This is a genomic window from Microcystis sp. M083S1, assembly GCF_020246405.1.
In the GTDB taxonomy this organism is placed as follows: domain Bacteria; phylum Cyanobacteriota; class Cyanobacteriia; order Cyanobacteriales; family Microcystaceae; genus Microcystis; species Microcystis aeruginosa_C.
Genome location: NZ_JADBTB010000014.1, coordinates 17,544 through 42,168 on the forward strand (window position 1 = coordinate 17,544; position 24,625 = coordinate 42,168).

Annotated in this window: 24 protein-coding genes and 1 riboswitch; of the genes, 8 read left to right on the forward strand and 16 right to left on the reverse strand. The window is 43.3% G+C overall.

The window, feature by feature from the left end; all coding sequences use genetic code 11:
• Positions 1 to 24: 24 nt before the first annotated feature.
• Positions 25 to 1,197 (reverse strand): glycosyltransferase, encoded by a 1,173-nt coding sequence (locus tag IM450_RS01015; protein ID WP_287667253.1) that lies wholly within the window; start codon positions 1,195 to 1,197, stop codon positions 25 to 27.
• Positions 1,198 to 1,303: 106 nt separating this feature from the next.
• Positions 1,304 to 2,641, reverse strand: a complete 1,338-nt coding sequence (locus IM450_RS01020; RefSeq protein ID WP_002801668.1) for an ArsB/NhaD family transporter — start codon at positions 2,639 to 2,641, stop codon at positions 1,304 to 1,306.
• Positions 2,642 to 2,873: 232 nt separating this feature from the next.
• Positions 2,874 to 3,003, reverse strand: a riboswitch (cyclic di-AMP (ydaO/yuaA leader).
• Between the two features lie 188 nt (positions 3,004 to 3,191).
• On the opposite strand from IM450_RS01020, the gene IM450_RS01025 reads away from it, so the two are divergent.
• A complete protein-coding gene (locus IM450_RS01025; RefSeq protein WP_002801669.1) occupies positions 3,192 to 3,770 on the forward strand; it encodes a DUF3172 domain-containing protein in 579 nt (192 codons plus the stop codon).
• A gap of 265 nt (positions 3,771 to 4,035) precedes the next feature.
• Here IM450_RS01025 and IM450_RS01030 read toward each other — a convergent pair whose 3' ends face one another.
• On the reverse strand, positions 4,036 to 4,353 hold the full coding sequence (locus tag IM450_RS01030) for a P-II family nitrogen regulator (RefSeq protein ID WP_002801670.1): 318 nt from the start codon (positions 4,351 to 4,353) through the stop codon (positions 4,036 to 4,038).
• 73 nt (positions 4,354 to 4,426) lie between these two features.
• Positions 4,427 to 5,407 (reverse strand): sodium-dependent bicarbonate transport family permease, encoded by a 981-nt coding sequence (locus IM450_RS01035; protein ID WP_287667248.1) that lies wholly within the window; start codon positions 5,405 to 5,407, stop codon positions 4,427 to 4,429.
• A 570-nt stretch (positions 5,408 to 5,977) separates the two neighbouring features.
• On the opposite strand from IM450_RS01035, the gene rimI reads away from it, so the two are divergent.
• From rimI to IM450_RS01055, 4 genes are all read left to right on the forward strand, one after another.
• The gene (gene rimI, locus IM450_RS01040) at positions 5,978 to 6,598 is read left to right on the forward strand and encodes a ribosomal protein S18-alanine N-acetyltransferase (RefSeq protein ID WP_287667245.1); all 621 of its coding nucleotides are present in this window, start codon (positions 5,978 to 5,980) and stop codon (positions 6,596 to 6,598) included.
• Positions 6,595 to 7,785, forward strand: coding sequence for a glycosyltransferase family 4 protein (locus IM450_RS01045; RefSeq protein ID WP_287667243.1), 1,191 nt, complete (start codon positions 6,595 to 6,597; stop codon positions 7,783 to 7,785). The genes rimI and IM450_RS01045 overlap by 4 nt, the downstream gene beginning before the upstream one ends.
• A 90-nt stretch (positions 7,786 to 7,875) precedes the next feature.
• Positions 7,876 to 8,493 carry a CP12 domain-containing protein gene (locus IM450_RS01050; RefSeq protein WP_002756663.1) on the forward strand — a complete coding sequence of 206 codons (618 nt, stop codon included), beginning with the start codon at positions 7,876 to 7,878 and terminating at the stop codon, positions 8,491 to 8,493.
• Positions 8,494 to 8,590: 97 nt separating this feature from the next.
• Positions 8,591 to 9,097 (forward strand): DUF1269 domain-containing protein, encoded by a 507-nt coding sequence (locus IM450_RS01055; protein WP_002801676.1) that lies wholly within the window; start codon positions 8,591 to 8,593, stop codon positions 9,095 to 9,097.
• Positions 9,098 to 9,359: 262 nt separating this feature from the next.
• Here the strand turns inward: IM450_RS01055 and IM450_RS01060 are convergent, their stop codons facing one another.
• Both IM450_RS01060 and IM450_RS01065 read right to left on the reverse strand, forming a co-directional pair.
• Positions 9,360 to 9,656, reverse strand: coding sequence for a type II toxin-antitoxin system RelE/ParE family toxin (locus IM450_RS01060; RefSeq protein ID WP_287667239.1), 297 nt, complete (start codon positions 9,654 to 9,656; stop codon positions 9,360 to 9,362).
• Positions 9,653 to 9,877 carry an addiction module protein gene (locus IM450_RS01065; protein WP_002801678.1) on the reverse strand — a complete coding sequence of 75 codons (225 nt, stop codon included), beginning with the start codon at positions 9,875 to 9,877 and terminating at the stop codon, positions 9,653 to 9,655. The genes IM450_RS01060 and IM450_RS01065 overlap by 4 nt, the downstream gene beginning before the upstream one ends.
• Before the next feature lie 462 nt (positions 9,878 to 10,339).
• Here IM450_RS01065 and IM450_RS01070 point away from each other — a divergent pair, with 462 nt between their 5' ends.
• On the forward strand, positions 10,340 to 12,805 hold the full coding sequence (locus IM450_RS01070; RefSeq protein WP_002732350.1) for an ATP-dependent Clp protease ATP-binding subunit: 2,466 nt from the start codon (positions 10,340 to 10,342) through the stop codon (positions 12,803 to 12,805).
• Positions 12,806 to 12,880: 75 nt separating this feature from the next.
• Positions 12,881 to 13,162 (forward strand): hypothetical protein, encoded by a 282-nt coding sequence (locus IM450_RS01075; protein WP_287667236.1) that lies wholly within the window; start codon positions 12,881 to 12,883, stop codon positions 13,160 to 13,162.
• 134 nt (positions 13,163 to 13,296) lie between these two features.
• On the opposite strand, the gene IM450_RS01080 is transcribed toward IM450_RS01075, so the two are convergent.
• From IM450_RS01080 to IM450_RS01115, 9 genes are all read right to left on the reverse strand, one after another.
• Positions 13,297 to 15,165 (reverse strand): hypothetical protein, encoded by a 1,869-nt coding sequence (locus IM450_RS01080; protein WP_287688695.1) that lies wholly within the window; start codon positions 15,163 to 15,165, stop codon positions 13,297 to 13,299.
• A 128-nt stretch (positions 15,166 to 15,293) separates the two neighbouring features.
• Positions 15,294 to 16,229, reverse strand: coding sequence for an NAD-dependent epimerase/dehydratase family protein (locus tag IM450_RS01085; RefSeq protein ID WP_287667231.1), 936 nt, complete (start codon positions 16,227 to 16,229; stop codon positions 15,294 to 15,296).
• Positions 16,230 to 16,268: 39 nt separating this feature from the next.
• Complete coding sequence (locus IM450_RS01090) at positions 16,269 to 17,339, reverse strand: glycosyltransferase family 4 protein (protein WP_287720570.1); 1,071 nt, start codon at positions 17,337 to 17,339, stop codon at positions 16,269 to 16,271.
• 51 nt (positions 17,340 to 17,390) lie between these two features.
• Positions 17,391 to 17,798 carry a GtrA family protein gene (locus IM450_RS22360; protein ID WP_353736971.1) on the reverse strand — a complete coding sequence of 136 codons (408 nt, stop codon included), beginning with the start codon at positions 17,796 to 17,798 and terminating at the stop codon, positions 17,391 to 17,393.
• A 5-nt stretch (positions 17,799 to 17,803) separates the two neighbouring features.
• Positions 17,804 to 18,700, reverse strand: coding sequence for a class I SAM-dependent methyltransferase (locus tag IM450_RS01095; RefSeq protein WP_002787628.1), 897 nt, complete (start codon positions 18,698 to 18,700; stop codon positions 17,804 to 17,806).
• A gap of 282 nt (positions 18,701 to 18,982) precedes the next feature.
• Positions 18,983 to 19,999, reverse strand: a complete 1,017-nt coding sequence (locus IM450_RS22365; protein WP_353736970.1) for an acyltransferase family protein — start codon at positions 19,997 to 19,999, stop codon at positions 18,983 to 18,985.
• A gap of 173 nt (positions 20,000 to 20,172) precedes the next feature.
• The gene (locus tag IM450_RS01105; protein WP_002787626.1) at positions 20,173 to 21,012 is read right to left on the reverse strand and encodes a class I SAM-dependent methyltransferase; all 840 of its coding nucleotides are present in this window, start codon (positions 21,010 to 21,012) and stop codon (positions 20,173 to 20,175) included.
• Between the two features lie 300 nt (positions 21,013 to 21,312).
• Positions 21,313 to 22,485 (reverse strand): glycosyltransferase family 2 protein, encoded by a 1,173-nt coding sequence (locus tag IM450_RS01110; protein WP_287667221.1) that lies wholly within the window; start codon positions 22,483 to 22,485, stop codon positions 21,313 to 21,315.
• Positions 22,486 to 22,846: 361 nt separating this feature from the next.
• Positions 22,847 to 23,059, reverse strand: a complete 213-nt coding sequence (locus IM450_RS01115) for an Hfq-related RNA-binding protein (RefSeq protein ID WP_002733331.1) — start codon at positions 23,057 to 23,059, stop codon at positions 22,847 to 22,849.
• A 61-nt stretch (positions 23,060 to 23,120) separates the two neighbouring features.
• Here IM450_RS01115 and dapF point away from each other — a divergent pair, with 61 nt between their 5' ends.
• Positions 23,121 to 23,966: a diaminopimelate epimerase gene (gene dapF, locus IM450_RS01120; protein WP_043997812.1), complete on the forward strand. Its 846-nt coding sequence runs from the start codon at positions 23,121 to 23,123 to the stop codon at positions 23,964 to 23,966.
• A 58-nt stretch (positions 23,967 to 24,024) separates the two neighbouring features.
• On the opposite strand, the gene IM450_RS01125 is transcribed toward dapF, so the two are convergent.
• The gene (locus IM450_RS01125; RefSeq protein ID WP_002801686.1) at positions 24,025 to 24,237 is read right to left on the reverse strand and encodes a chlorophyll a/b-binding protein; all 213 of its coding nucleotides are present in this window, start codon (positions 24,235 to 24,237) and stop codon (positions 24,025 to 24,027) included.
• Positions 24,238 to 24,625 lie beyond the last annotated feature (388 nt).

The following is a 24,625-nucleotide window of genomic DNA, read 5'->3' on the forward strand; positions in this document are numbered from 1 at the left end:
GTCAATTATCCTACTCGCTAGACTCTAATATTTCCCTTCCAGAGAAGTAATTATGCCAGAGAGAGTTGTCGCCATGGCGGTGGTACTGTAGGAGGCGATACAGCGCTCTCTCGCTTTTAGTCCTCGTGCATTAGCCGAGTCGAGATCTTTAAAAACTTCGCTAATCATGACAGCTAGTTGCTCTGGCGATCGAGGTTCGACTAAATAGCCAATATCAGCTAAAATTTCGGGAATATCTGCCACTTTAGTGGAAATAATCGGTTTAGCCATCGCCATACCATCGGTGAGTTTAATTGGAAATTGGGCGTTAGCCGTGGCTTCATCCCTCTGGGGAACGATAATAGCATGAGCAGCGGCCACAACTTCCGGCATTCGCTCGAGCGGTTGAGCAGGTAAATGAATTAACCAAGGTTGACCTTTTTCTAGCAAACTATCCAGATAGCCATCCCCGATTTGGCGACCACCCACCACCACCAATTTAAAATCAGGATCGCCAATTTGATCTAAAGCGATTAAGACATCTTCTAAACCTTTGTGGGGTCTAGCTGTACCAGGGAACATTAAGACTTTATAGGCAGATAAACCGTATTTTTGACGACAAGCAACGGGATCGTAGAGATTGGGATCGAAAAGTTGCGTATCCTTGCCATTCGGTAAATAAATCCCCCCATAACGCTTTTGCAAAAATTGATTATTAACCGTCACCGCATCGGCGCGGTTAATTAAATTTTCCAGCCAACGCAGATAGAGAGGGTGATTCGGGTCCCTAAGCGCACCATTTTTTTTGAGGATATCCCTAGCTAATTGTCGAGGATGAGGACGATAGGACCATCGATCGCCACCAAACCAACTCATTTCCCAATCGTCAATATCAAGAATTAGGGGACGTGGGGAAAAAAAACGTTTCAGTAAACCGATGCCGAAACTGGTGGGACGGGGTTTAACCGCATAAATAATCTCTCCGGAGAGGCGATCGAGTAAAGTTTTGATCTGGCCAAAAAACTGGGGATAATTATTGCCTTTGACCGATACCACAGGTAAATTCTGCGGTGGGGTTGGATAGATTTCCCGGCCAAAAATCGGGCCATAGATCGTCACCTGACAGTTTAGCTGTTGCAAGACTTGAGCAATCAAATAGACTCGCGTGCCACCACCACCGGATAAATCTGGTGCTAAAACAGAGATTTTTTTGTTCACGATCGCCGCTCAATCCAGATTATCTAGCACGATAGGAGAATGTTAATCGATGTTAACGTTCTTGTCAATCTTAGGCGAACTTAACATTAATACCCCCAGAGATAGACTAGACAAAGAAAATTAACATATACATTGCCGAGACGACTAACTGAGTAAACATCACTGGTAAACCGTAGCGTAGAAAGGTATGAAAGCTAATTTTGCCCCCGTGTTGTTCGGCGATGCCAGCGGCGACAATATTAGAAGAAGCCCCCACTAAAGTACCATTACCCCCTAGGGTGGCTCCATACATCATCGCATAGAAAAGCGGTAAAACGGACGGGGGAAAAGAACCGGCATAATCGGGAGAAAGAACCTCCGTCCCGACTAAATTAACATTAACCAGGTACTGTTTCAGTAGTGGAACCATGGCCACCACTAGGGGAATATTCGGAACGACACTGGAAACAAGTCCGACAAAAAACAGCAAAACTAGAGAACCTAAAAAGATATTTTGGCCTAAAATTATCGCCAGAAGTCCCGATAAACTATTAACTACGCCAGTTTTTTCTAAGCCGCCAATTAGGACAAAAATTGACATAAAAAATAATAGGGTACTCCAGTCCACATCTCGGAGAATATTATGCACCGTATCGATTTTCGATTGCTGGGCTAAAAGTAGGGCTAAAGCTGCCCCCATCAAAGCAACAGCCGCCGGAGCAAGGGGTACAGGAAAAGATTCACCGACGACGAATAAAAATAAGACCAAAAAGACGATAATTCCCCCCACCGCTAAGACGCGAGGATGATTAATTTTCGGATGGGGTAAGTCTTCTAAATGCTCGAATTTTGTCCGCCAGATCGTGGGAAATAACCAAGGTAACATAACCAGAATGGTAATCACTGCCAAGGCACCACCTAAACTCAAACGCTGTAGGTATTCCATGAAGGTGATATTAATAGAATCACCGACGATATAAGTAGCGGGATCACCAACAATCGTTAATAACCCGGAACTGTTGGCCACGAAAACCATCAGGATTAAGAGCGGCACAAAATCCACGCCTATATCTTGAGCTAAGGGAGGAATTAGCGGGGCTAATAACATCACCGTGGTAGCGTTGGGTAACACCGCACAGATTGGGGTAGTAATGGCGACAATTCCTATTAGTAATAATTTGCCCTGTCCCTTGGCTAAAAGCACCATTTGTGCTGCTAAATAATCAAAAATTTTCGTTGGTTCAAAGGCTCTCACTAACACCATTACCCCAAAAAATAGGGCAAGAGTGGCATAACTGCGACTGATATAACCCACCGCCTCCTGGAGAGTCATGATATGGGTAAAAACTAAGATTAAAGCTCCTAGTAAAGCCGCTACGGTAATATGAAGCCACTCGAACATAATCACCACAATGACTGCAATAAAAGTCATTGCAGCAATCCACATTGGTAAAGATTCCAGCATTTTTGATCCTGTTTTTACTCTTGGTTTCTCGATACGACTAAAAGTTTGCTCGAAAAATGTACAGCAAACTCATAGAAAATATGGTTATCTACGGAAAATCTTAAAATTGTTGTGATCGGTAAGCTGACATGAGAATCTCCATAAACAATGTCTCCTGTAAGTTATGACTATCAAGTAGTACCAGCGACATAACTGAACCGATCAAGACATTACTAGGAATGTAGTGATGTTTCAGTCTTCCCCCCCACGCCGACGAAGTTAGCTGACGGGCTAGGATAGAGAGATATCCTTTTCTAGGCTAAAAAATCTAGAAATACGCCCCAAATGTGGTTCCTCCGCTCCGAATTTGTCTAGCTAATATCTAGCATAGAAACTTGGATTAGGCTGACTTACTCTGTTTAGTGATCCACCATAGCATACTAACCCAAAAAAAACGATATAGCCCTATACCAGACCTATCCTGTCGGTTATCCCCCGGGTTGCTAGGATAGAACAGTGATAAGCTAATAGCTAACGACTGACCGCCATAGCAGCTACAACAGAAATTTCGATGAATAGAAGACCTCGTTATACTCCTCCTCGATCGCGTGATCGTGATTATGAACGCTCCTATGGCGATGACTCCCGCGCTTCGTCCCCCGGAGGCCTATTGGCAAAATTAAACTATGCCATGATCGCCTTGATTGGTGGTATTTTTGTACTAGGAGTGGGTCTCGGTCTGGTATTCAGTTCTACTGCCAATTTTAGCCCCGAAAACGTCGCTTCCCGGGAAGTAATCGATCGCAGCGCCCCCAATGCGGAATTATGCGTGCAATTTGGGGCCAGTGCCATTGTCACCGATTTGCGGGTTTATGTCACCCTTAACCCCTTTAATGTTTTTGTTACCCAACCGGTTATGCAACCCGGTTGCGTTTTGCGACGCAATAACTGGTCAATTTTAGAACAACAAAAATTAGTCGATGGACAGCAGGTACAAAGTTGTAAAAACCGGATGAATACTTTTGGTTATACCGGCCCCTTGGAAGGCAAACCGAAAATCGATTGTATCTTCCAAAATGAAGCCGGTGGTAATCTTTTTGTTAATCCCGCCGGCGCTGTTGGTCCCAGACCAGATACAGATAAATTCTAAACCAGAAAATAAGTAGGTAGGCGTTAAAAATTATCAGACACCCCCCTTATCAAGGGGGGCAGGGGGGATCCCCCCGCCTATCGGCACCCCCCTTATCAAGGGGGGCAGGGGAGATCCCCCCGCCTATCGGCACCCCCCTTATCAAGGGGGGCAGGGGGGATCGAACCTAAAATCCATTTTTAATTTAATTATAACCAGCTACTTATCTTTCTCCTGACTACTGACTCCTAATCAACCGGAACAATTTTTGATTTTTACAAGAGGTCTAATGACTTAGCCATTGGGCCGTAGTCACCACAAAAATTCCGCCGGCTTTTTTTAAAAAAGGCTGAATTTTATCGATTAGACGACCGAGTTGTTCGTCACTATTACAAACGGTCATAATGTAGTTACCACTGTAATCACAATCCAAGTCATCACAGGATAAACCTCGATCGCCTTTTCCCGAAGTATTGCCAAAGACGGTATAACCGGAAACTCCGACAACATCAAGAACGCTTAAGGTTTCTTCCAGAAAAGCATGACTAACAATTATGTCCACTTTTTTGACAGTTTGTAGGGAAGGATGCGGGGATTCAAGCATGGTAGTTAAGTAAAAAAGGTACAAGTGAAAGAGAAAACTTTTGACAGGAATTATTTAAAAACCGCTGGGCTTTTTAGACTCCACAGCCAATGATTTTGATCATCTCTAGGTACAGAGGAATACCGATGATGATATTGAAAGGAAAAGTTAAAGCCAAGGCCATAGAAACGTATAAACTAGGATTCGCTTCGGGAACAGTCATTCTCATGGCCGCAGGAACAGCAATATAAGAGGCACTGGCACACAAAACAGCGAATAATAAAGCATTGCCCTGTTCAAATCCGAGAACCTTAGCGATGAGGATGCCCACCATAGCATTGATGACGGGAATAAATACCGAGAAACCGATGAGAAAAGGACCAGTGTTGCCTAATTCTCGAATTCTTTTCGCCGCCACTAATCCCATATCAAGGAGAAAGAAAGTTAAAGCACCATAAAAAATCCCTTGGGTGAAAGGTTCTAATTTTTCCCAGCCTTTTTCCCCCGTCAGCATACCAATAATAACACTACCGACTAAGAGAAATACCGAGCCATTTAAAAAGGCTTCATGTAGAACCTTTGACCAAGAAAATGCTTCTTCTTCGCCATTTTTCTCTTTAAAGACTCGCACCAGGATTAAACCCACTACAATCGCTGGCGATTCCATTAAAGCTAAGGCCGCTACCATGTGACCGCCATAGGAAATATGCAGTTTTTCTAAAAAAGAACTGGCGGTGATGAAAGTAACGGCACTAATGGAACCATAGGCGGCTGCAATCGCTGCTGCATTGGCACTATCGAGTTTAATTTTCAGGATAAAGAAAGTGTAAATGGGAACGATGCAAGCCATAACCACAGAGGCAATCAAAGTTAAAGCGATTTGGTTATTGATGCCACTTTCCGCTAGTTCATAGCCTCCCTTGAAACCAATCGCCATCAAAAGATAGAGAGAAAAGAGTTTAGGCAGTGGTTGGGGAATCTCTAGGTCGGATTTAAAAAATACTGCCAGCATTCCTAAGAAAAAGAACAAAACCGGCGGATTGAGAATATTGAACAGGATTAAGCTGCCATCCATAGGTTTGCGTACATTGAGTTATTCCAATCTATACTATTCAATTTTGAGAATACTGGCAAAATGTTAAGAACCAGATTAAAACGCTTAACGATGGCCGCCAAAAAAAATTAAGATGGGTGATGTTTCAGTGATCAGCTTCTCAAGGCAAGAGCCAACAGTCAAGAGGCAAAAGACAGAATCTGGCAATTCTCCTACCTAAAAAGAAGGTTAGAAACTAAGTACCTCAAAGCTTTTAACTTAACCAATTAGGTTTTAGATTCGGCCTTTGTTATCTTGAAACCGTCAGCCGTCAGCTTTTTCTACCCTCCCCCTTCTCCCCACTTGATAATTCAGGTTCTTCGGTTTGTGTTATGCAATGGACGGGGGTTATAAGGGATGAAACCCTTATAGAAACAGACATTACCGCAATTTTTGTCAATTGTTTGCGATCTGGAGCGAACTAATCAATTAAATCTCTTGCCAGATAAGGATTTAGTCGATTTATGCCCCCATATCGAACCATACCAAGTAACGAAGAACCATAATTCATAATTCATAATTCATAATTCATAATTCTCCCATTCCCGATCAATGGCAAAAATACAGCTTAAAACCCCAAAATCAGAGCATCTTGCCGCCATGGTGTCTCTTGATCGCAGCAGTCTCGGCGGTATTTGGACCCTATCCGGTTATGAACGGGAATTAAACAGCCCCAACAGTGAATTATTAATTCTTAACTTGGACCAGAAGGACGAAACCCTAATCGGATTGGCTTGTTTTTGGGCAATTCTCGAAGAAGCGCATATTACCCTCCTGGCAATTTATCCCGACTATCAAAGACAAGGATTAGGAAAACTGCTTCTCTACAAACTTCTTGAAAAGGCTGTACAAAGACAACTGGAAAGGGCTACGCTAGAGGTGAGGGTGTCGAACCAGTCAGCGATCGCACTCTACGAGCATTTTGGCTTCCGCGTCGCTGGAGAGCGGAAAAATTATTATTCGCAAACTGGCGAATCGGCCCTAATTTTCTGGCGCAACGATCTACAAACGGCCGCTTTTCAGGAACAATTAAACAAGTGGCGACAAGAAATCCTCTCAAGACTGGCGCAGGGAGAGTGGCAATTAGAGGAAGAAACCAGAGCCAAAATAGATACCATGGGGATGTCAAGATTACCTACAAGCTTAAATCAGGTCGAGGTTAGGGAAAAATGAGGATTTTAGTGTTGGCGTGGGAATTTCCACCGCGATTAGTGGGCGGTATCGCCCGTCATGTCGCTGAACTCTATCCCGAAATCGTCAAACTCGGTCATGAAGTCCATTTAATCACGATCGAATTCGGTCAGGCCCCCAGTTATGAACTGGTGGAAGGTATTCACATCCACCGCGTCCCCGTACCCCCCGGCAATGACTTTTTCCATTGGGTGGTCAACATGAATAACAGCATGGGACAACAAGGCGGCAAAATAATCGCCGAATACGGAAAATTTGACCTTGTTCATGCTCACGATTGGTTAGTAGGGGATGCGGCCATTGCCCTGAAACATCTCTTTAAAATACCCCTGATTGCCACGATTCACGCCACGGAATACGGACGTTATAACGGACTGCACACCGACACCCAACGCTATATCGGCAGCAAAGAGGGAACCCTCGTCTATAATGCTTGGCGCGTTATCGTCTGTACCGGCTATATGCGCCATGAAGTCCATCGGGCCTTGGGCGCACCCTGGGATAAAATCGATGTGGTTTATAACGGTATTCGGGCCGAGAAAAAGCAAAGAGACCCTAACTTTGATTACCGAGCTTTTCGTCGTCAATATGCCGAAGATCACGAAAAAATCGTCTATTACGTCGGGCGTATGACCTTTGAAAAGGGGGTTTCGGTGTTACTCAACGCTGCCCCAAAAGTCCTGGCCCAGACCGAGGGTCAAACTAAATTTGTCATTATCGGTGGCGGCAATACCGACAAACTCAAGCAACAGGCCTGGCATCTCGGTATCTGGCATCATTGTTATTTTACGGGCTTTATGTCCGATGAAAACCTCGATCGCTTCCAAACTGTGGCCGATTGTGCCGTTTTTCCCAGTCTTTACGAACCTTTTGGCATTGTCGCCCTGGAAAGTTTCGCCGCTAGGGTTCCCGTGGTAGTTTCCGATACCTGCGGTTTTCCCGAAGTTGTCCGTCATGGCCAAACGGGAATTGTCACCCGCGTCAATAATCCTGATTCCCTCGCTTGGGGCATTTTAGAGGTTTTAAATAATCCCGAATACGCTCAAAAATTAGTTAATAACGCCTACCAAGACCTAGAAAAACGCTTTCATTGGGCGAATTTAGCCCGTCAAACCGAGACAGTATATGGTTTGGTCGTCCAAGAACGACAACTGGTAGAATGGCGTTAATCAGGGAGCGGTTTTTTAGCCGTCAGCCGTCAGTATTACGGGTCAGTTTATACCCTAAAATAACAAAGGCACAACTTAACTTCTCCAACTATGACTATGAAAGCAGCTGAAATTATGACCACGGAGGTGGCCAAGATTAAAGGTTCTGAAACCGTTGCCAAAGCGGTACAATTGATGAGAGAAAAGAACATTAGAACTCTCATTGTTGATCGTCGTCACGATGAAGATGCTTACGGAATTATCACCGAAACCGATATTGTCTATAAAGTCGTCGCTTTCGGTCAAGATCCGCAAAAAGTGCGCGTCTATGAAGTGATGAGCAAACCCTGCATCGTGATTAATCCCGACCTCGGGGTTGAATATGTGGCCCGCTTATTTGCTAATACCGGTATTCGTTTCGCACCGGTAATTAAAGGCGGTTTGCTCGGTGTTATCTCTGTTAGTGACATTCTCCATAAAGGTAACGCCGTCGAAAAGCCCCGCAGTCTTGATTTAGAAGCGGAGATTATCAAAGCTAGAGATATTGCCCGGGCAGTATGTGCTGAAAAAGGGGGAAATTCTCCCGATTGTGCTGCAGCTTGGGATATTGTTGAGGAATTACAGGCAGAATTGGCACACCAACGCGCTAAAAAACCGGAAAAAACTTATTTTGAGGAATACTGTCAAGAAAATCCCGATGCTTTTGAAGCTCGTATCTATGACACCTAATCCCCATGGGTTTTCGGTATTCTCCGATACCTCAAACTTTTTAATCCGGCAAAAGTAGTGTATAAAAGTTTTATTTACTAATAATCGAGGAAAAACCATGGCTGATCTATTTGTCATCGCCTATGAGGACGAATTTAAAGCAGAAGAAGTTCGTTTAACTTTGGCTAAACTGCAACGGGAACATCTCATCGAGCTAGAAGATGCCGCCGTAGTGGTTAAAAACAAAGATGGCGAGATTAAACTCAAGCAAGCGGTCAATTTAACGGCAGCGGGAGCCGCTAGTGGCAGTTTCTGGGGATTATTAATCGGTACACTCTTTTTATCCCCTCTCTTGGGGGTTGTTCTCGGTGCTGCTGGTGGCGCTTTGGGAGGTGCTTTAAGTGATATCGGTGTGGATGACAATTTTATGCGGGAATTGGGAGAAACCCTGCAGCCGGGTACATCTGCTCTCTTTGTTCTCGTCCAAAAAGTTACCCCCGATAAGGTCCTCGATGAAGTGGCCCCCTACGGAGGTAAAGTATTACGCACTTCTTTGACCAAAACCGACGAAGCAGAATTACAGAAAATTCTCGACCAAAGAGGTGTTAAACCCGAAATCGTTTAGGATATGGGTCCATAAAAGCCAGAAAAAGGGAATATATTTCCCTTTTTACTTTTTGAGCAAGAATGGGTTTAGTCTCACAACCACAGCAGCTATAAAATAAGCAACAATCAATAATTATTAATGAACTTTAAGCTTCCAATTGAGCTATTTTCGCCCCAGTATTGTTTTGCCCAACCCAACCTACGAGGCGATGCGCTCTGCTACGCAGTGCCTTTGGCATCGCACTAACCAATAACCTCAATGGTCGGGTGCATTGGGGTTGTTAGGTTCGCAATCGCCATGACTTTGGATCACGCCGACCATGAAAAATCGCGGTCACAACGACCCGACTTGAAATCACTCGATAGTAGACAGCATATGGGAATCGTTTGATGACTGCTCGTCGAATGTCCAGATAAACGATTGCATAAGACTCTGGCATCATGCCGATCTGATTGAGTAAGTTATCTACACAATCAATAAATTCATCACCCAAACCAGCTTGTTGACTCTCATACCAATCATAGGCATCCCTGAGGTCGTCACGGACTTCTGGACGAAATACCAGTACATACTTCATGCTTGCTTTCTGACTGATGCTTTCATCTCTTCCCAGGTGAGGACGTTATCGGGATCATTATTATGACCCTCAATCCGCTGATCGAGTTCGTGTTTTTGCGCCTCGGTTAAATCAGGATACACCTGTTCGACTGGAATACTTTCCCAAATCGCTTGAACCAGAAGGATTCTATCCTCAACACTTAAAGTTGTAATTTCATTTAGTGTAGCTGCGATATCCATACAGACAAGCTCCCGATTCAGATTGAGCGAGTAGTTCTAACAAGTTGTCATGGGTTCGGACTTGAAGCGTTAGTTTAGGCATACATATTGATGACTCAAATACTAAGCGACCTAACTATATATTATAGGTCAACTTTCTGCATAACACTCTCCAGAGCAACGATAGGGGTCAACTTTCTGTATGTCACCCCGTCCTACAACATATATACTCATTTGTCAATAGCTAGTAATATTTAATCTGCTTATACTTCGAGTTTTGACCTGAAAATGGGCGATCAATAGTCAAGCGATCGAGGGATGGGTACAACCACGAGCCTAGGGGATTGATTATGCAAGGGTGAACCACTTATCGGCAGGTTTCCAGGCCGCTCCCCAATAACTGATCACTGAAAGAGGGCTAAACTAAAAAGCCGTGCTAAAATCAGCATATCTAGGGTCGCTTGTGTAGGTGATGGATAGGCTATGTTTGAAAGATTTACGGAAAAAGCCATTAAAGTAATCATGCTCGCCCAAGAAGAAGCCCGCCGCCTTGGCCATAACTTCGTGGGAACAGAGCAGATTTTACTAGGACTAATTGGAGAGGGAACGGGAGTTGCCGCCAAAGTCCTCAAGTCCATGGGTGTCAATCTCAAAGATGCGCGCGTGGAGGTGGAGAAAATCATCGGTCGCGGTTCCGGATTCGTAGCCGTGGAAATTCCCTTCACCCCCAGAGCCAAACGAGTTTTAGAACTCTCCCTCGAAGAAGCCCGTCAACTGGGCCATAACTATATTGGCACAGAACATCTCCTTTTAGGACTAATTCGCGAAGGGGAAGGTGTGGCCGCTAGGGTTCTGGAAAATCTCGGCGTGGATCTCTCGAAAGTTCGCACCCAGGTGATCAGAATGTTAGGGGAAACCGCCGAAGTGGCCGCCGGTTCATCTTCCCAAGGTCGCACTAAAACCCCCACTCTTGATGAATTCGGTTCCAATCTCACCCAAATGGCCAGCGAGGGTAAACTCGATCCCGTGGTCGGCCGACAAAAGGAAATCGAGCGCGTTATCCAAATTCTCGGTCGTCGTACCAAAAATAACCCAGTCCTAATCGGGGAACCGGGGGTAGGTAAAACAGCGATCGCAGAAGGATTGGCCCAACGCATCGCTAACAAGGATATTCCCGACATTCTCGAAGAAAAACGGGTTGTCACCCTCGATATCGGCTTGTTAGTGGCGGGAACCAAATATCGCGGCGAATTTGAGGAACGCCTCAAAAAAATCATGGACGAAATTCGCCAAGCGGGTAACGTCGTCCTTGTTATCGATGAAGTTCATACTCTCATCGGTGCTGGGGCAGCCGAAGGGGCGATCGATGCGGCCAATATTCTCAAACCGGCTTTGGCCCGGGGAGAACTACAATGTATCGGGGCGACGACCTTGGATGAGTATCGCAAACATATCGAACGGGATGCGGCTCTAGAAAGACGTTTTCAACCGGTTATGGTCGGTGAACCCTCCGTAGAAGAAACGATCGAAATTCTCTACGGTCTCCGGGAACGCTACGAACAGCACCATAAACTAAAAATCTTAGACGAAGCGCTAGAAGCGGCGGCGAAATTGTCCGATCGCTACATTAGCGATCGCTTCTTACCGGACAAAGCGATCGATTTAATCGATGAAGCTGGTTCGAGAGTGCGCTTGATTAATTCCCAATTGCCACCGGCAGCCAAGGAATTAGACAAGGAACTGCGGCAAATTCTCAAACAAAAAGATGACGCGGTGCGCGGTCAAGACTTCGAGAAAGCTGGGGAATTGCGCGATCGGGAAATGGAAATCAAAACCCAGATCCGGAATCTCGCTTCTACCAAAAAAGGCGAAGATGGCAACGATGAACCCTTTGTGGATGCCGAGGAAATCGCTCACATCGTCGCTTCTTGGACTGGGGTTCCCGTCAACAAACTGACCGAAACCGAATCCGAGAAACTGCTGCACATGGAAGATACCCTGCATCAGCGTCTCATCGGTCAAGAGGACGCGGTTAAAGCGGTGTCCCGCGCCATTCGTCGCGCTCGCGTCGGTCTGAAAAATCCCAACCGTCCCATTGCTTCCTTTATCTTCTCTGGTCCAACGGGGGTGGGTAAAACCGAGTTAACTAAAGCTCTGGCCGCTTATTTCTTCGGTTCGGAAGATGCGATGATCCGTCTCGATATGTCGGAATACATGGAACGGCACACGGTTTCTAAGTTAATCGGTTCGCCTCCGGGTTACGTTGGTTACAACGAAGGGGGACAATTAACGGAAGCGGTGCGTCGTCGTCCCTACACGGTGGTGCTATTCGACGAAATCGAAAAAGCTCACCCCGATGTCTTCAATATGCTTCTGCAAATCCTTGAAGATGGACGTTTGACCGATGCCAAAGGTCGCACGGTGGACTTTAAAAATACCCTGTTGATTATGACCTCGAACATCGGTTCTAAAGTCATCGAGAAGGGTGGCGGTGGTTTAGGTTTCGAGTTTGCCGATAATCAGGCCGAGGCCCAGTATAATCGCATTCGATCGCTGGTTAATGAGGAATTAAAACAATATTTCCGCCCTGAATTCCTCAACCGTCTCGATGAGATTATTGTCTTCCGTCAACTCAATAAGGAAGAAGTCAAGGAAATCGCCGAAATCCTGCTCAAGGATGTGTTTAAACGTCTGACAGAACAAAATATTACTTTGTCTGTTACTGATAAGTTTAAAGAACGCTTGATCGAGGAGGGTTATAATCCGGCCTACGGCGCTCGTCCCTTACGTCGTGCGATTATGCGTCTATTGGAAGATGTTCTGGCTGAGGAAATTCTCTCCGGACGGGTTTCTGATGGGGATACGGCCATGGTCGATATCGATGAGGAAGGTAAGGTGAAAGTAATTTCCGGTGAAAGACGCGAGTTAATCGCTCCCGTGATTGAATAAGTTCTCACTGGAATTAGTTAAATAAAAGGTGGGCTTTTTGCTCACCTTTTCTCGTAAAAATAGGGAAAAAGTGCGATGAAAGTCTGGGTTGTGGGTTGTGTTTTCTTATTTTTGTTGGTGGAATTTTATCAGTGGGCCAAGGGTTTTATTTTACCGTTACCTCTCTATATTTTTGCTGGAGCTTTGCTATCTATCGCTTCTAATTATTCTCAAGATATGAGCAATTTATTTGCTAGAAATGAACAGGTTTATCAAACTGCCAGTTTAAGTGATATTCCTGACATTTTGACGGCAGAAACCGCAATTACCAGCCTAGAAGCGGCAGCATCGGAGGATAGTAAAAAGCTATCAAATTAGCTAGTATCATAACTAACCTGAGTTCGGGATCAGCCGAAACCCTAATTTTACCGTAGCCGGTCAGCCCTATTCTTTCCTAGAATTCATGGCAAAACCTCCTTAACCCGAACTGAAGTTATCTACTCCCCGCGCAACTACCGAACCGGGTTTTTTGCATCGAGAATACATGAAGCATCTAAGAGGATAATATTTTTTGATTCGACAACCGAACAACTCTTGCTTAACTGGGATAAAACGAGGGGGGTTCCCGCTTGCAGTCTTTCTACCGCATCAGAAGTTACCGATCCAAAGGATTGAAGGCCAACTTTATCGATTGGGTAGTCTGGGGAAAAAGCGGAGCGATCGAGTAACCAAAAACGAATGTTATTTTTCTGGATAAAGTTCTGCACGGCAGTCAGATCGGGACTATATTGGGCCTCGATCAAGTCGATATATCTTTGGCGAAGTTTTTCATAGAATAACAAGTTATAGGGTTCTAAGGAGTCTCGGTGGACAAACACGGGACGCAGGGCAAAGGAGGGAATATTATCACCCTCTAGGGAGAGAGAAGCCACGAGACTATCTTTCGGCTGTTTAGCTAAAAACTGATAAAGCTCCGGTTCCTTTCCCGTAATATAGCTAACTTTTGGGAAAAAATAGTATTTTTTCAGAGAGAGCGGATACAGTAGTGCGGATACCGCAATAACGATGAGCATTATATAGGTTAAAAAAACTCTCGATAAGCAAACTTCTCTTGCGGGAAGTGTTTTTTTTCTATCTCTTCCGACGAAATAAACTAATCCCAATACTTGGATGACCATCAGTCCAGTCAGCAAGAGCGAACGAGTTCGATTGAAATAAAGAATCGGCAGGTAGGAATAAATCATTGCTACTTGAAGTAGGAGAAAGATAATGATGGTTATTCCACTTGCTATAGTCTTTTTACCCCCCCATTCTAACAGTTTATCGATCAGCATCGATAAAGCGATTCCCCCCGCAATAGCGAAAACTATCCTTAGGCTATGTTCCGTGTATCTTTGCGGTAAATATAGCTTGAAGAGGACAGCGTGAGAGATTAGATAAAAGGCGAGCGAGGAAAGCAAAATTTGTGGCAGGATAAATCGTGCGCTCGTGATTCGTTCCACTAGAGAAAAATGGGAGCGATAATAGAGGATAATCGGCAGGGCTAGTCCGAGTAGAATTTGAGGTGGTAAGAGGAAAAATTTTCTCTTGAAGGGGTTAAAAATACACCAATCTCTCGGGAAAAAACCGCTATAATCATTACAGGTCCAAAAGGTCAGCGGCTCTCGATGAAAAAATCCGATTTTACCATCTTGTCCGAACTCTGACAAATTTCGAGCTTCCGCCAGAGAAACCATGGCTCCATAGTCACTACTTTTGAAAAGATATGTCAGTAAGATTAAAAATACAACCAGCAAGCTGACTATACAAAAAACAATCTCTTTTCGGTCTGTAGTCAAACGCAATCTTTGGTTATTCCAGGAGAAGAGACGGAGAACTAAGACTCCAGAAGCAACCAGAACCGAAGGAGGGTAAAAGAAAGCCAGTAAAATTAAAGAGAGTAAACAAGGAATCGTGGAAGAGCGAAGTAAGTAATAGATAAAGGCCAGAAAAAGAGGGTATAAAAAGCCTCTTGGGGTACCGGAACCTAAATCATCTTTTAACCACAGATTTTGATTGAGAAATAGTGTAGAGATAAATCCAGCCAAAGGTACGGGCAGAATTTGTAGGGAGACTCGATAGCAATAAATGGTAGATATTAAACCTAGGGCGATCGGTACGAGCTTATTAAAAAGTATGGCGTTTATCCCCACCATTGACATCAATTTATAAAGACTTGCTAGGGCCGAAGGAGTCGCCCATTGATAATAGTTCATCAGGAAATCATCGGGAAAAAGCTCTGAATCGGAGAAGCGCATCATCCAAACAATACTACGGCGTGCGTCATCCTGAATGCTGTACTCGCTACCGAAAGCGATTTGTAAGAATAGGATACTGTACAAAATGGAGAATACGATGCTGAGACTGAACCAGAAGGTTCGGGAAAGCATCAATTCTCTTAGAGGAGTGAGATCTAAAAAATAGGAGTTCTTTGTCTGCATAATCTTCTGTAAAGTTTCTAAAAAGATTTTTACTCTAGTCCTTGCCATTCCGCTCGACACCAATTACAGAAAGTAGTAATTCCCTGTTCTATGTTAATAGAGGGAGAAAAACCTAGTCCTTGTAACTTGGAGATCGAAGCCTGCCATCGAAGAGGATTGCCAGGAGTTGACATCCCGTCAAAATTGATCGGATACTCTACTCCCATAGCTCGTAAAACCAGTTCGGCGATCTCGGAAATTTTCCACTCCTCCCCGTTAGCTAGATTATATACTTCCCCACGCATAGGAGCGGAATGAATCACAATTTCTGTAGCTCTCGCAATATCGACGGCATGAATAAAATCTCTACTTTCTTGACCTGTACCCTGTAAAGTTAATCGATTCTGGCTCAAAATTTTCTGACAGATATCCCAAATTACCTGACGGCGTAATCCTGGTCCGTAAGCGGAAAAAATTCGTAAACTAGCTGTGGGAATACTGTAAATTTTAGAAAATTCTAAACAAAGATTTTCGCTATAGAATTTATGAAATCCATAGGGAGACAGAGGAGAAGAACTTTGCGATTCTTCTATCGGTAAAGAACTTGGATTTCCGTAAACAGCCGCACTGGACAAAAAGATAAATCGACACCTAGGAGCGTGAAGGCGTAAGGCGTTTAGCATCTCGAAAGTTACTAGGGTATTCGCGTAGAAATCTGCCGATGGTTCGCTCATCGAAAGACCGACTGAAGCGCGTCCAGCACAATGAATACAGGCATCGGGAGAGTATTGATCGAGCAAGGTATTTAATTCATCTTTGCTGGGTAACCTAAAAGAATAATAATGTTTCAGAATTCCACTCGGTGCATTTTCAGGCGACGAGGTGTCTATGCCGATTACTTGCCAGCCACCCTGATAGAAATGCCTAGCGATATATCGACCTAAAAACCCAGCAACTCCTGTTATCAAAACAAATTTTCTGTTCATGATCTCTTAGGCAACTTTTTCTAGACTCAGTTCCAGTATTTAATAATTTTTAGAATTCGAGTCACTGATGAAGCTTAAGAATTCTTCGGCGACGATCGACCAATCAAAAGTCTGATTAGCCCGCTCAACACACCATCGGGATACGGGTAGCCATTCCCAATAATCCATATCTCCATATCGCTCGATCTTATCCGCTAATTCGTTCAAGTTAGGGTTGGCGATCCAACCGATGCCGAATTGAGTGACTACGTTCACGGTTCCGTTATCAGGATACAATACGGTGAGAGTTGGTGTACCTGCAGCCGACCCTTCCGCACAAACCACGGGAAATCCCTCTCGCCGAGACGGTAGGACTAATAAACTCGCCTGTTTGAGAAAATTCTCTTTGTCGACTTCATCTACAGTCCCATGAATAGTAATGTTATTGCTGCCATCGTAGTGTTTTTTGAGTTCGCTATATAAAGGCCCCCCTCCTACGATGTCGAGGTAATAACCTTGAGTATTTAAGGATTTTTTTAGAAAAGCTTTAATGACTAACTCGGGGTTTTTATGCTTGGCGAGCCTACCTAAAAATAAAATTTTCTTATTTTGCTTTTTGTCAATATTGCAGGTGAACTTTCGAGAATCTATGCCACTCAGAATGGCTCTAGTTCTTCGAGGGATTACTTTGTACTTTTCCTGAAGAATATCACAAATTTTTTGATTCACACAGATGTGTAACATTTCTCTACGAGAGGTAATTAAACGATAAATAAAGTCCCAAAAACGATTGTCATATATCTCACACCAATCTACCACGAACTTATTGTTAATAAAGCTCGGTAACACAAGAGAAGGGATGACTGGCCATTTGTTGAAGAGAACAATATCGAAATCTTCTAGTTCTTTTTTACGCTGTAACAATGCGAGAGTGAAAAAAAGAACATCTGGATAGTTTCGTAATCCCCAAATGCTGGTAAAGTAACGGAAAGCATTAGTGATTCTATGGACGATGATGCCGTGAATATTTTCTTGAACTGGATCGGATTTGTTTAAGCGAAAGGTGTACAATTCGACTTGGTGACCCATCTTTACTAGAGTACGACCTAATTCTTTATATCGAATTTCCATTCCGCCAATATTTGGCAAGAATACTTCCGAGATAATCGCTATTTTCATCGGTTACTTAAAACTCCATTTTTTATGTAGTATAAAATTATAGAATAGAGAAATTAGAGAAACTAAAACACTCGCAATTAGGTAATTTACTCGAAAAGCTTCTACCATAACATACACACCAATTATAGCAAAGAACAAACTAGATGAATTGACTAAATAATATCGCCATATCTCGAACCAAAAATTTCTTTTTTTACTATTAAAAGTATAAAGTTTATTAGTATAAAAAGTTAGTAAATTACTAAAAAACCAAGCGACTTGCCAAGATATTATGTAATGTAATTTGAGCTTTTCTGTGAGCAAATAAATTATCAATATCGACGAAATATATCCTAAGGAACCCACTAATACAAATCGCAGGAACTTCCAGCTATAAATGTCTCGCAACAACCAATTTTTTCTCTTTTTCATTTACTTTATAATTTTCCCTTTTGAGCAGTAGCGACTAACTCATCACCTAGATTTGTAATCTTTAGACCTACGTTGGTAACTCGAATTAGCTGTAAAAATAGAGAGGAATCGGTCAAGGTTGATCGAACATTTGCGTAGTCCTTTATATCTCCAGTATTGTTGGATGTTGTTCGAGAAAGAAAACGAGTCCATTCTCGCAAGTAAATCATACATGACCAACACATTATACCTGTAAAATGCTGATTTTTTAAGGCTTGCCGCATCCCCTTACTCGTAAAAAAGGTTAGGTGTTCTGGTGGCATGACAGTTAGGGATTTTTCTTTAAAGAAGCGCATCGAAATTCCCTGTTGATTCACCGTTCCTATAATGACAATTCCTCCAGGTTTAAGTAAGGAAAAAATTCGTTCTAAAACCATCGGAACATTACTAAGATGTTCGATCACGTCCCAGAGGGTAATGACCGCATAGGAATTCTCGGCTAAAGGAGTTTCTAAAAAGTCGGAAGTATAAATTTTGGCCCCAGTTAACTGACCTGCAATATCGGCAATTTCAGGAATTACTTCAATTCCTTCCACATCCGACCAGCCCATTTTTTGAGCGAAACGCAAAAATTCACCACTGCCACATCCAATATCTAAAAGTCTTCCAGAACCAGCCTTATTTCGAGCGACTTGTAAAGTATGTTTCCATAAATCCCAGCTATGTTTATGGGACTCTTGCCAACAGGATTGAGACAGATGGTTTCCCTGCTCGAGTCGATAAAATTCGAGCAGTTCAGCCGAACTAGGTCGGGGATAAACATACAGGGAACCGCAATCACAGCAAGCAAAATGAGCATACCCGTTTTTAACAAAAGCGAGACGTGACCGATCACTATCACATAATTGACAGATCGCTTTCATTTCTTAATTACTCCTTAGACGCTACAGTTCGAGACATATTTTAATTTCTAGCAGACAACGGTTTAAATTTATCGTTCTGATTGATCGAGAGAAAATCCTAGATTTCTAGATGCTCACTTGACCTTCTGACTCTGGGAGTGACAAAAGACAATTTCAATCAATTACCCTGAGGCACTTTAGTATAACATGATTTCCAGAACGATTCAGATTATTCAGTAAATTCCCCCATAATATTTGTTTAATTTATGAAAGATGAAGTTGGGTAATTTTCACCATCAATAGTTAGGTAAGTCCCTTGAGTATTTTGATTCTTCTTAACAGGAAAACAAAAAAGATGGATAGCAGTAATATCGTCAGAAAAGTCAGACTGTTTTCTAGCTTTGCAGGTAAACTTGGCCAAAGGTTGTTCCATAGTCGGTTGAAGTAGTTGACTGGGTATATAAAATTAAAATGTATACAGTAAATCCCCAGAGAATAACTCGAAATAAGCAGCAGGAAACCTGGGGGTTTATATTTTATTTTTAAGGACAGGTGTAAAATCAAAGAGCTTCCTATAACCAAAGAGATTCGGGAGTATGGCGGCAACAAAAATTGAGCTTTCGGATCATATAACCATAACCACTCTACAATAGATAGCAGGATGAATAGAATCGAAAACGATATGCTAATCGTCCTTGTTTTTGTTGTGGAGGCAAGAAACATCCCATTTTTACTAAATTCATAAATAATTAAAGATGAGAATATATAAGGTATAAAGTTCAAGGGATTCCAGTAATCAAATTTATATATATACAGGAGAGACGAAGAAAATAGTAGTAAAATCAACTGTAATTCGAGAGATTTTTTTGTTTCTCTAAAAACAAATTGATTCAAAAAAACTAAAGAGGTGATTAGGATTAAGGATACCAAGAAATATAGTTCGATTCGGATTCCACCTCGCAATAACCACATGATCGATCCGACAAGTCCTCGGGAAAAGGGGAAATTTATCCTGCCACCCAGAATATATATCGCAATCGCTCCGAGAATCGTCCAAAAAAAATATATTTTTAATAACTGCGGAACTTTTCTATTCTTGATATATTGAAAGCTGGCACCTTTACTATAGGTCAAAAATAGAGAAATTTGAAAGAAAATGGGAACCGACAATAGACAAAAGTTATAATAAAAAACACGGGTAAGTTCTCTTATAAACTCGAAAGATAGTAAAAAGTCTAATCCTCCAGAATGCCACAGAACGACTAACACACAGGCAATTCCTCGAAGATAATCAAAGCCACTATATCGATAATTTTCCATGTCATTGATTTAAAGATAAGTTATTGATTTTGTACTCCGACATGATCGAGGGAAGGAAAAGCGGGCGGAAATAGCACAGAGGAGGTTATAAGCGGTATGTAATAGCTAAACTTGAAGTGAATCGATCACCGCAACTGAATGGATAGTGCGGTAATCCGTTCGCCCATATTCTTTTAGATCTTCCGAGCCAAAATCATCAATCCTCCCATTAATTCCACCTTTCTAGAATCAGGTTTATCTAGATTAAAGCTCAACAAGTTAGCGAGAATACGGGCTAAAAACCAAGGCATTTTAGCACTCGCTTTTCTAACTCCCAAAGAGCGCTGAATTTCGATCGGCTGTTTACTGCGTTTCATCAATCCGTAAATGATACCTGACGTATAACGGGCGATTGTTTCCCATCTTCTTACTTCGCTGGCGGTCTGATATTCTGTAGCCCGTTCAATTTGAAGACCATGAGGAAGAAGATGATTTTCCCAATCTTTTACACTCCAATATCGCAGGCAGGCAAAGCGCTCGTCCACTTCCCGTCTATATTCTTCCAGAGAAACCCACGGTAACACAGGGCCGCCCAAACATTGGTGAAATTTATCTCCTGGCACGGTTAACAAAAATTGACCACCAGGCCTTAATAGTCTAGACACTTCCGCAATCACATCATCTAGATTAGGTATATGTTCTAAAACTGAGTTGGAAAATACCCAATCAAAACAGGAATCTTTTTCGGGAATTTGATCGGCGGGAGTAATGTGAATTCGTTCGTAAATTCCTGATTTTTCGGCTAAAGCCGCTTCTTGAGGGTCTATATCTATACCGACCATGCTTCTTGTCCCGACAGATTCTAAAATGATTTGGGTCAGTTGTCCGTCACCACAACCGAGATCGAGACCAAATCCCTCGGGAAAGGGATAGGCTATCACATGATCTATTTCTGTCGCTCTCCAGACAGCAGTTGCGGGCTGAAAGGGATAATCATGTAGAAATCTCCTCAACAATTTTTTGTTAATAGTCATAATTACTACCTGGATTAAAGGTTAGCTTAATAATTGCTTTGTCGTGCCGATTATATCACAAGAGGATTTTTAGTAAATTACTAACCTTGAAATAACCTCAATGCCAGACTTATGGAGATAGTTGTTGATAGTTTTAATGGAGTTGGACAGCATTGATTAGGCTGAATAGGAGTGGTTTTCTCCGGTTGAGGACAAATTGCTTTCTCTTACAGCCTTTCTGGTCAAGGTGAAGCACGGAATAATCCTTACTAATCAGGTATTTCAGATGCCAGAACGAACCTCATGTATCTGAGAAACTATCTATCCTCTCTTTAGTTGCAATACACTTAAAAAGAAACTGGAAAAAATCACCTGTATTCCCAAAGCGAGACAGGTCACTGAAGGAATCACGAGACGCATGGTTACAGCAGGGTCTAAAGTACCGAATTGCCTCGCTTCCCAAGTTTGAAAAGCATATATCGATCCTCCGATTCCCAACAAGATTAAACCTCCTCCGATGATCAAACCCACCTCCAAATTAAGATAACGGAAAAATCGTCTTAACTTGCGGTCTTCCGGTAATAAACCCTCGCTGATAGCAAAAGCTTTTGTGAAGATGGCAAAACTGACAATTTGAAAGCCAATAATCAAAGCTGTGGCTGAATAAAGAAGGGTGTGAACTTTCGGTTGAGGAATAAGCCAAATCGTCGCCACAAACCCCAGAAACATTAAAGCCAGTCCGGGGTAGAGAAACAACCAGCGAGGACTATACATTAAGAGAAATCGGAGATGTCGCCAGCCATCGCGCCAAGTTTTTAGGTGGGGGGGACGACTGCGACCGTCAGGGGATAAAGTGGTTGGTACTTCGGTAATTTTCAGGCCGTAGAGGGATGCTTTCACCACCATCTCGCTGGCGAATTCCATGCCAGTGGTGCGTAGGTTCAATTGTTCGATCGCCCGTTTACTAAACCCGCGCAATCCACAGTGAAAATCACCACAGGGGCTGCCAAAAAATAACCGTCCTAACCAAGTCAAGACAGGATTGCCCAGATACTTATGCAATACTGGCATCGCCCCTGGTTTAATTCCCCCCTGAAAACGATTGCCCATCACCAAATCATAACCCTGTCGCAATTTTTCTAGGAAAGGCGAGAGATTGGTAAAGTCATAGCTATCATCGGCATCCCCCATAATAATGTATTGACCTTTGGCCGCCGCTATACCCCCCCGCAGGGCGCTACCATAACCCCTTTCTTGGATAGGAACCACCCGCGCCCCTGAATTAGTGGCAATTTCTTGGGAACCATCGCTACTGCCATTATCGGCGATTAGTACCTCTCCCGCAATTTTCTGTCGTTCCAGATAATCTCGTGCTTTGCCGATACAGGTGGCCAGGGTTTCCGCCTCGTTGAGACAGGGCATGACGATCGATAATTCTAGAGTAGGTATCTGCTCATTAGAGGCGGCATCTGCCATGACCTTATTTTCCAGCATAACAATCGAGGTGGAGTCGTTTTGCCCAAGAGTATAACAGGTTATGTACAGCAGTGTCCCAAATTGTTAGCACACAATCCGCTTATTCTTTTTCATCTGAGCGGCAATCTATATCTGAAGTTGGATGGCGATCGCTCTGCCCGACTCTCTGACTTTACTTTATTGGGCAATTTAACCCAAATTTTCCAGCAACTGAAATTCTGATGCTATCCTCGCTAGCCTACCTGATTATTTGCTAGAAGTCATGGCCAAATCTCCTTAACCCCAACTGACGTTAAATCTGCTCAAAAGCTATCTGCTTGGCACTGAATTTTTGATGCGTCCGGGGCGCATCCCACGGCCAAATATCGCCAATTTCCTCCTAGGCTTTAGGTCTTAAATAAACTAGAGACTGTTGCCAAATTAAAGTGGGTTTATCGTAGTGATCAACTAGGTATAGACAGTTAGCATCTTGCCAAAGGATGCGACCAACGAGCAGATCATCGGTGCTTAACTTAATTTCTACTTCCCGTTTCTCTTGAATATAGCTCTGTACTTGTTTAATACTCGGCAGACCAGGATCAAATTGAGACATAATGAGTTTATCGATGAGGTGTTCATCCTCTATTATTCCTGTTGAGCAGCTTTTATTGACCATGAAAATCCCCTTCACCAAATATCAAGGCCTGGGCAATGATTTTATTTTGATAGATAACCGTCACAGTCCCGAACCCCTGATCACAGCGGAAATAGCCGTGGCTATGTGCGATCGACATTTTGGCATCGGTGCCGATGGCGTGATTTTTGCGCTTCCCGGCCAAGCAGCAACCGACTACACCATGAGAATTTTCAACTCTGATGGTTCGGAACCGGAAATGTGTGGTAACGGTATTCGCTGTCTAGCCCAATTTATCGCCCGTTTAGAGGCTAACAACACCATTGGCCGCACCTATCGCATTCATACTCTAGCAGGAACGATAATTCCCCGTTTAGAAGCTAATGAACAGGTAACGGTTGATATGGGACCGCCGCAATTACTAGGCAGTGAAATCCCCACCACCTTGGTCAATGGATCAGAAAAAGTCCTCGCGGTTCCCCTAGAGGTGGAGGGTAAAGATTGGTTAGTTACTTGCGTTAGTATGGGTAATCCCCACTGTGTCACTTTTGTGGATGATCTGGCCTCTATTCCCCTAGAAACTATCGGGCCAAAATTTGAGCATCACCCGGTTTTTCCCCAACGGACTAATGTGGAGTTCGTGGAGGTAATCGCGCCGGATTATATGAAGATGCGTGTCTGGGAAAGAGGAGCGGGAATTACTCTCGCTTGCGGTACTGGTGCTTGTGCTGTGGTAGTTGCGGCCCTGTTAACGGGCAAATGCGATCGCATCTGTACCGTGGAACTCCCCGGTGGTTGTCTTCAGATTCACTGGTCCCAAACCGATAACCGGGTTTACATGACAGGTCCTGCTAAAGCTGTTTTTGAGGGCATTTATGCTATCTGAATCACCCCGTCTGGACGGGGACTGAACTCCCCGAACAGCGCGACGGGATTGTTAATTCTTAGAGACTGGTAATCCAAGCAATAATTCCTTTACCGGTTAACACTTCAATGGCCAAAAGAGAGACAAAGCCAATCATAGCTAGTCTGCCATTCAATTTTTCAGCTTTTTTGGTAAAACCGAGACCGCTGGAACTATCAACGTACATTTTCGGTTCGACAGCAAAATTATTCAGTCTTCCTTGTTCTTCGGTGGTGTAGCCGCGGGCAGTCATGGGGAGGCTCCTTTTGTATGCTTGTGTTAAGAAGTGTAACACATTGTTAAGTTATGTTGCAAATTTTAACAAAAAATTTTTGGGGACTCAGAAAACCTCGATCGGGTAGGCTGTCAGGGTAGTGCTATAGTTCTATCTCCTCTGGGTTTATCGATGAAATTTTGCCTTTTTCTTGACAAATTAGTCAGATTGTGGTACCAAAGAGGTATAAACTCGATCGCCTAATCAGGGAAAAGACAAAAACTATCTTAAGGTCGCCAGAGAAGTCCCGTTAAACCGTACAGGAGTTAGCGGGGGATAAATTGCCGTCAAAAGCGAACCAGATTTTAGGGAGTCAACTGACCTTGAGTGAAGATACTAGAAAGGGTAAGTGTGGGGAGAATAGGGG

What these genes read in the sequence shown, in the direction of transcription:
- IM450_RS01020 (WP_002801668.1), bottom strand. Translation starts at nt 2,641, where the DNA reads ATGCTGGAATCTTTACCAATGTGGATTGCTGCAATGACTTTTATTGCA.
- IM450_RS01025 (WP_002801669.1), top strand. Translation starts at nt 3,192, where the DNA reads ATGAATAGAAGACCTCGTTATACTCCTCCTCGATCGCGTGATCGTGAT.
- IM450_RS01030 (WP_002801670.1), bottom strand. Translation starts at nt 4,353, where the DNA reads ATGCTTGAATCCCCGCATCCTTCCCTACAAACTGTCAAAAAAGTGGAC.
- IM450_RS01035 (WP_287667248.1), bottom strand. Translation starts at nt 5,407, where the DNA reads ATGGATGGCAGCTTAATCCTGTTCAATATTCTCAATCCGCCGGTTTTG.
- rimI (WP_287667245.1), top strand. Translation starts at nt 5,978, where the DNA reads ATGGCAAAAATACAGCTTAAAACCCCAAAATCAGAGCATCTTGCCGCC.
- IM450_RS01045 (WP_287667243.1), top strand. Translation starts at nt 6,595, where the DNA reads ATGAGGATTTTAGTGTTGGCGTGGGAATTTCCACCGCGATTAGTGGGC.
- IM450_RS01050 (WP_002756663.1), top strand. Translation starts at nt 7,876, where the DNA reads ATGACTATGAAAGCAGCTGAAATTATGACCACGGAGGTGGCCAAGATT.
- IM450_RS01055 (WP_002801676.1), top strand. Translation starts at nt 8,591, where the DNA reads ATGGCTGATCTATTTGTCATCGCCTATGAGGACGAATTTAAAGCAGAA.
- IM450_RS01060 (WP_287667239.1), bottom strand. Translation starts at nt 9,656, where the DNA reads ATGAAGTATGTACTGGTATTTCGTCCAGAAGTCCGTGACGACCTCAGG.
- IM450_RS01065 (WP_002801678.1), bottom strand. Translation starts at nt 9,877, where the DNA reads ATGGATATCGCAGCTACACTAAATGAAATTACAACTTTAAGTGTTGAG.
- IM450_RS01070 (WP_002732350.1), top strand. Translation starts at nt 10,340, where the DNA reads ATGTTTGAAAGATTTACGGAAAAAGCCATTAAAGTAATCATGCTCGCC.
- IM450_RS01075 (WP_287667236.1), top strand. Translation starts at nt 12,881, where the DNA reads ATGAAAGTCTGGGTTGTGGGTTGTGTTTTCTTATTTTTGTTGGTGGAA.
- IM450_RS01085 (WP_287667231.1), bottom strand. Translation starts at nt 16,229, where the DNA reads ATGAACAGAAAATTTGTTTTGATAACAGGAGTTGCTGGGTTTTTAGGT.
- IM450_RS01090 (WP_287720570.1), bottom strand. Translation starts at nt 17,339, where the DNA reads ATGGAAATTCGATATAAAGAATTAGGTCGTACTCTAGTAAAGATGGGT.
- IM450_RS22360 (WP_353736971.1), bottom strand. Translation starts at nt 17,798, where the DNA reads ATGAAAAAGAGAAAAAATTGGTTGTTGCGAGACATTTATAGCTGGAAG.
- IM450_RS01095 (WP_002787628.1), bottom strand. Translation starts at nt 18,700, where the DNA reads ATGAAAGCGATCTGTCAATTATGTGATAGTGATCGGTCACGTCTCGCT.
- IM450_RS22365 (WP_353736970.1), bottom strand. Translation starts at nt 19,999, where the DNA reads ATGGAAAATTATCGATATAGTGGCTTTGATTATCTTCGAGGAATTGCC.
- IM450_RS01105 (WP_002787626.1), bottom strand. Translation starts at nt 21,012, where the DNA reads ATGACTATTAACAAAAAATTGTTGAGGAGATTTCTACATGATTATCCC.
- IM450_RS01110 (WP_287667221.1), bottom strand. Translation starts at nt 22,485, where the DNA reads ATGCTGGAAAATAAGGTCATGGCAGATGCCGCCTCTAATGAGCAGATA.
- IM450_RS01115 (WP_002733331.1), bottom strand. Translation starts at nt 23,059, where the DNA reads ATGTCTCAATTTGATCCTGGTCTGCCGAGTATTAAACAAGTACAGAGC.
- dapF (WP_043997812.1), top strand. Translation starts at nt 23,121, where the DNA reads ATGAAAATCCCCTTCACCAAATATCAAGGCCTGGGCAATGATTTTATT.
- IM450_RS01125 (WP_002801686.1), bottom strand. Translation starts at nt 24,237, where the DNA reads ATGACTGCCCGCGGCTACACCACCGAAGAACAAGGAAGACTGAATAAT.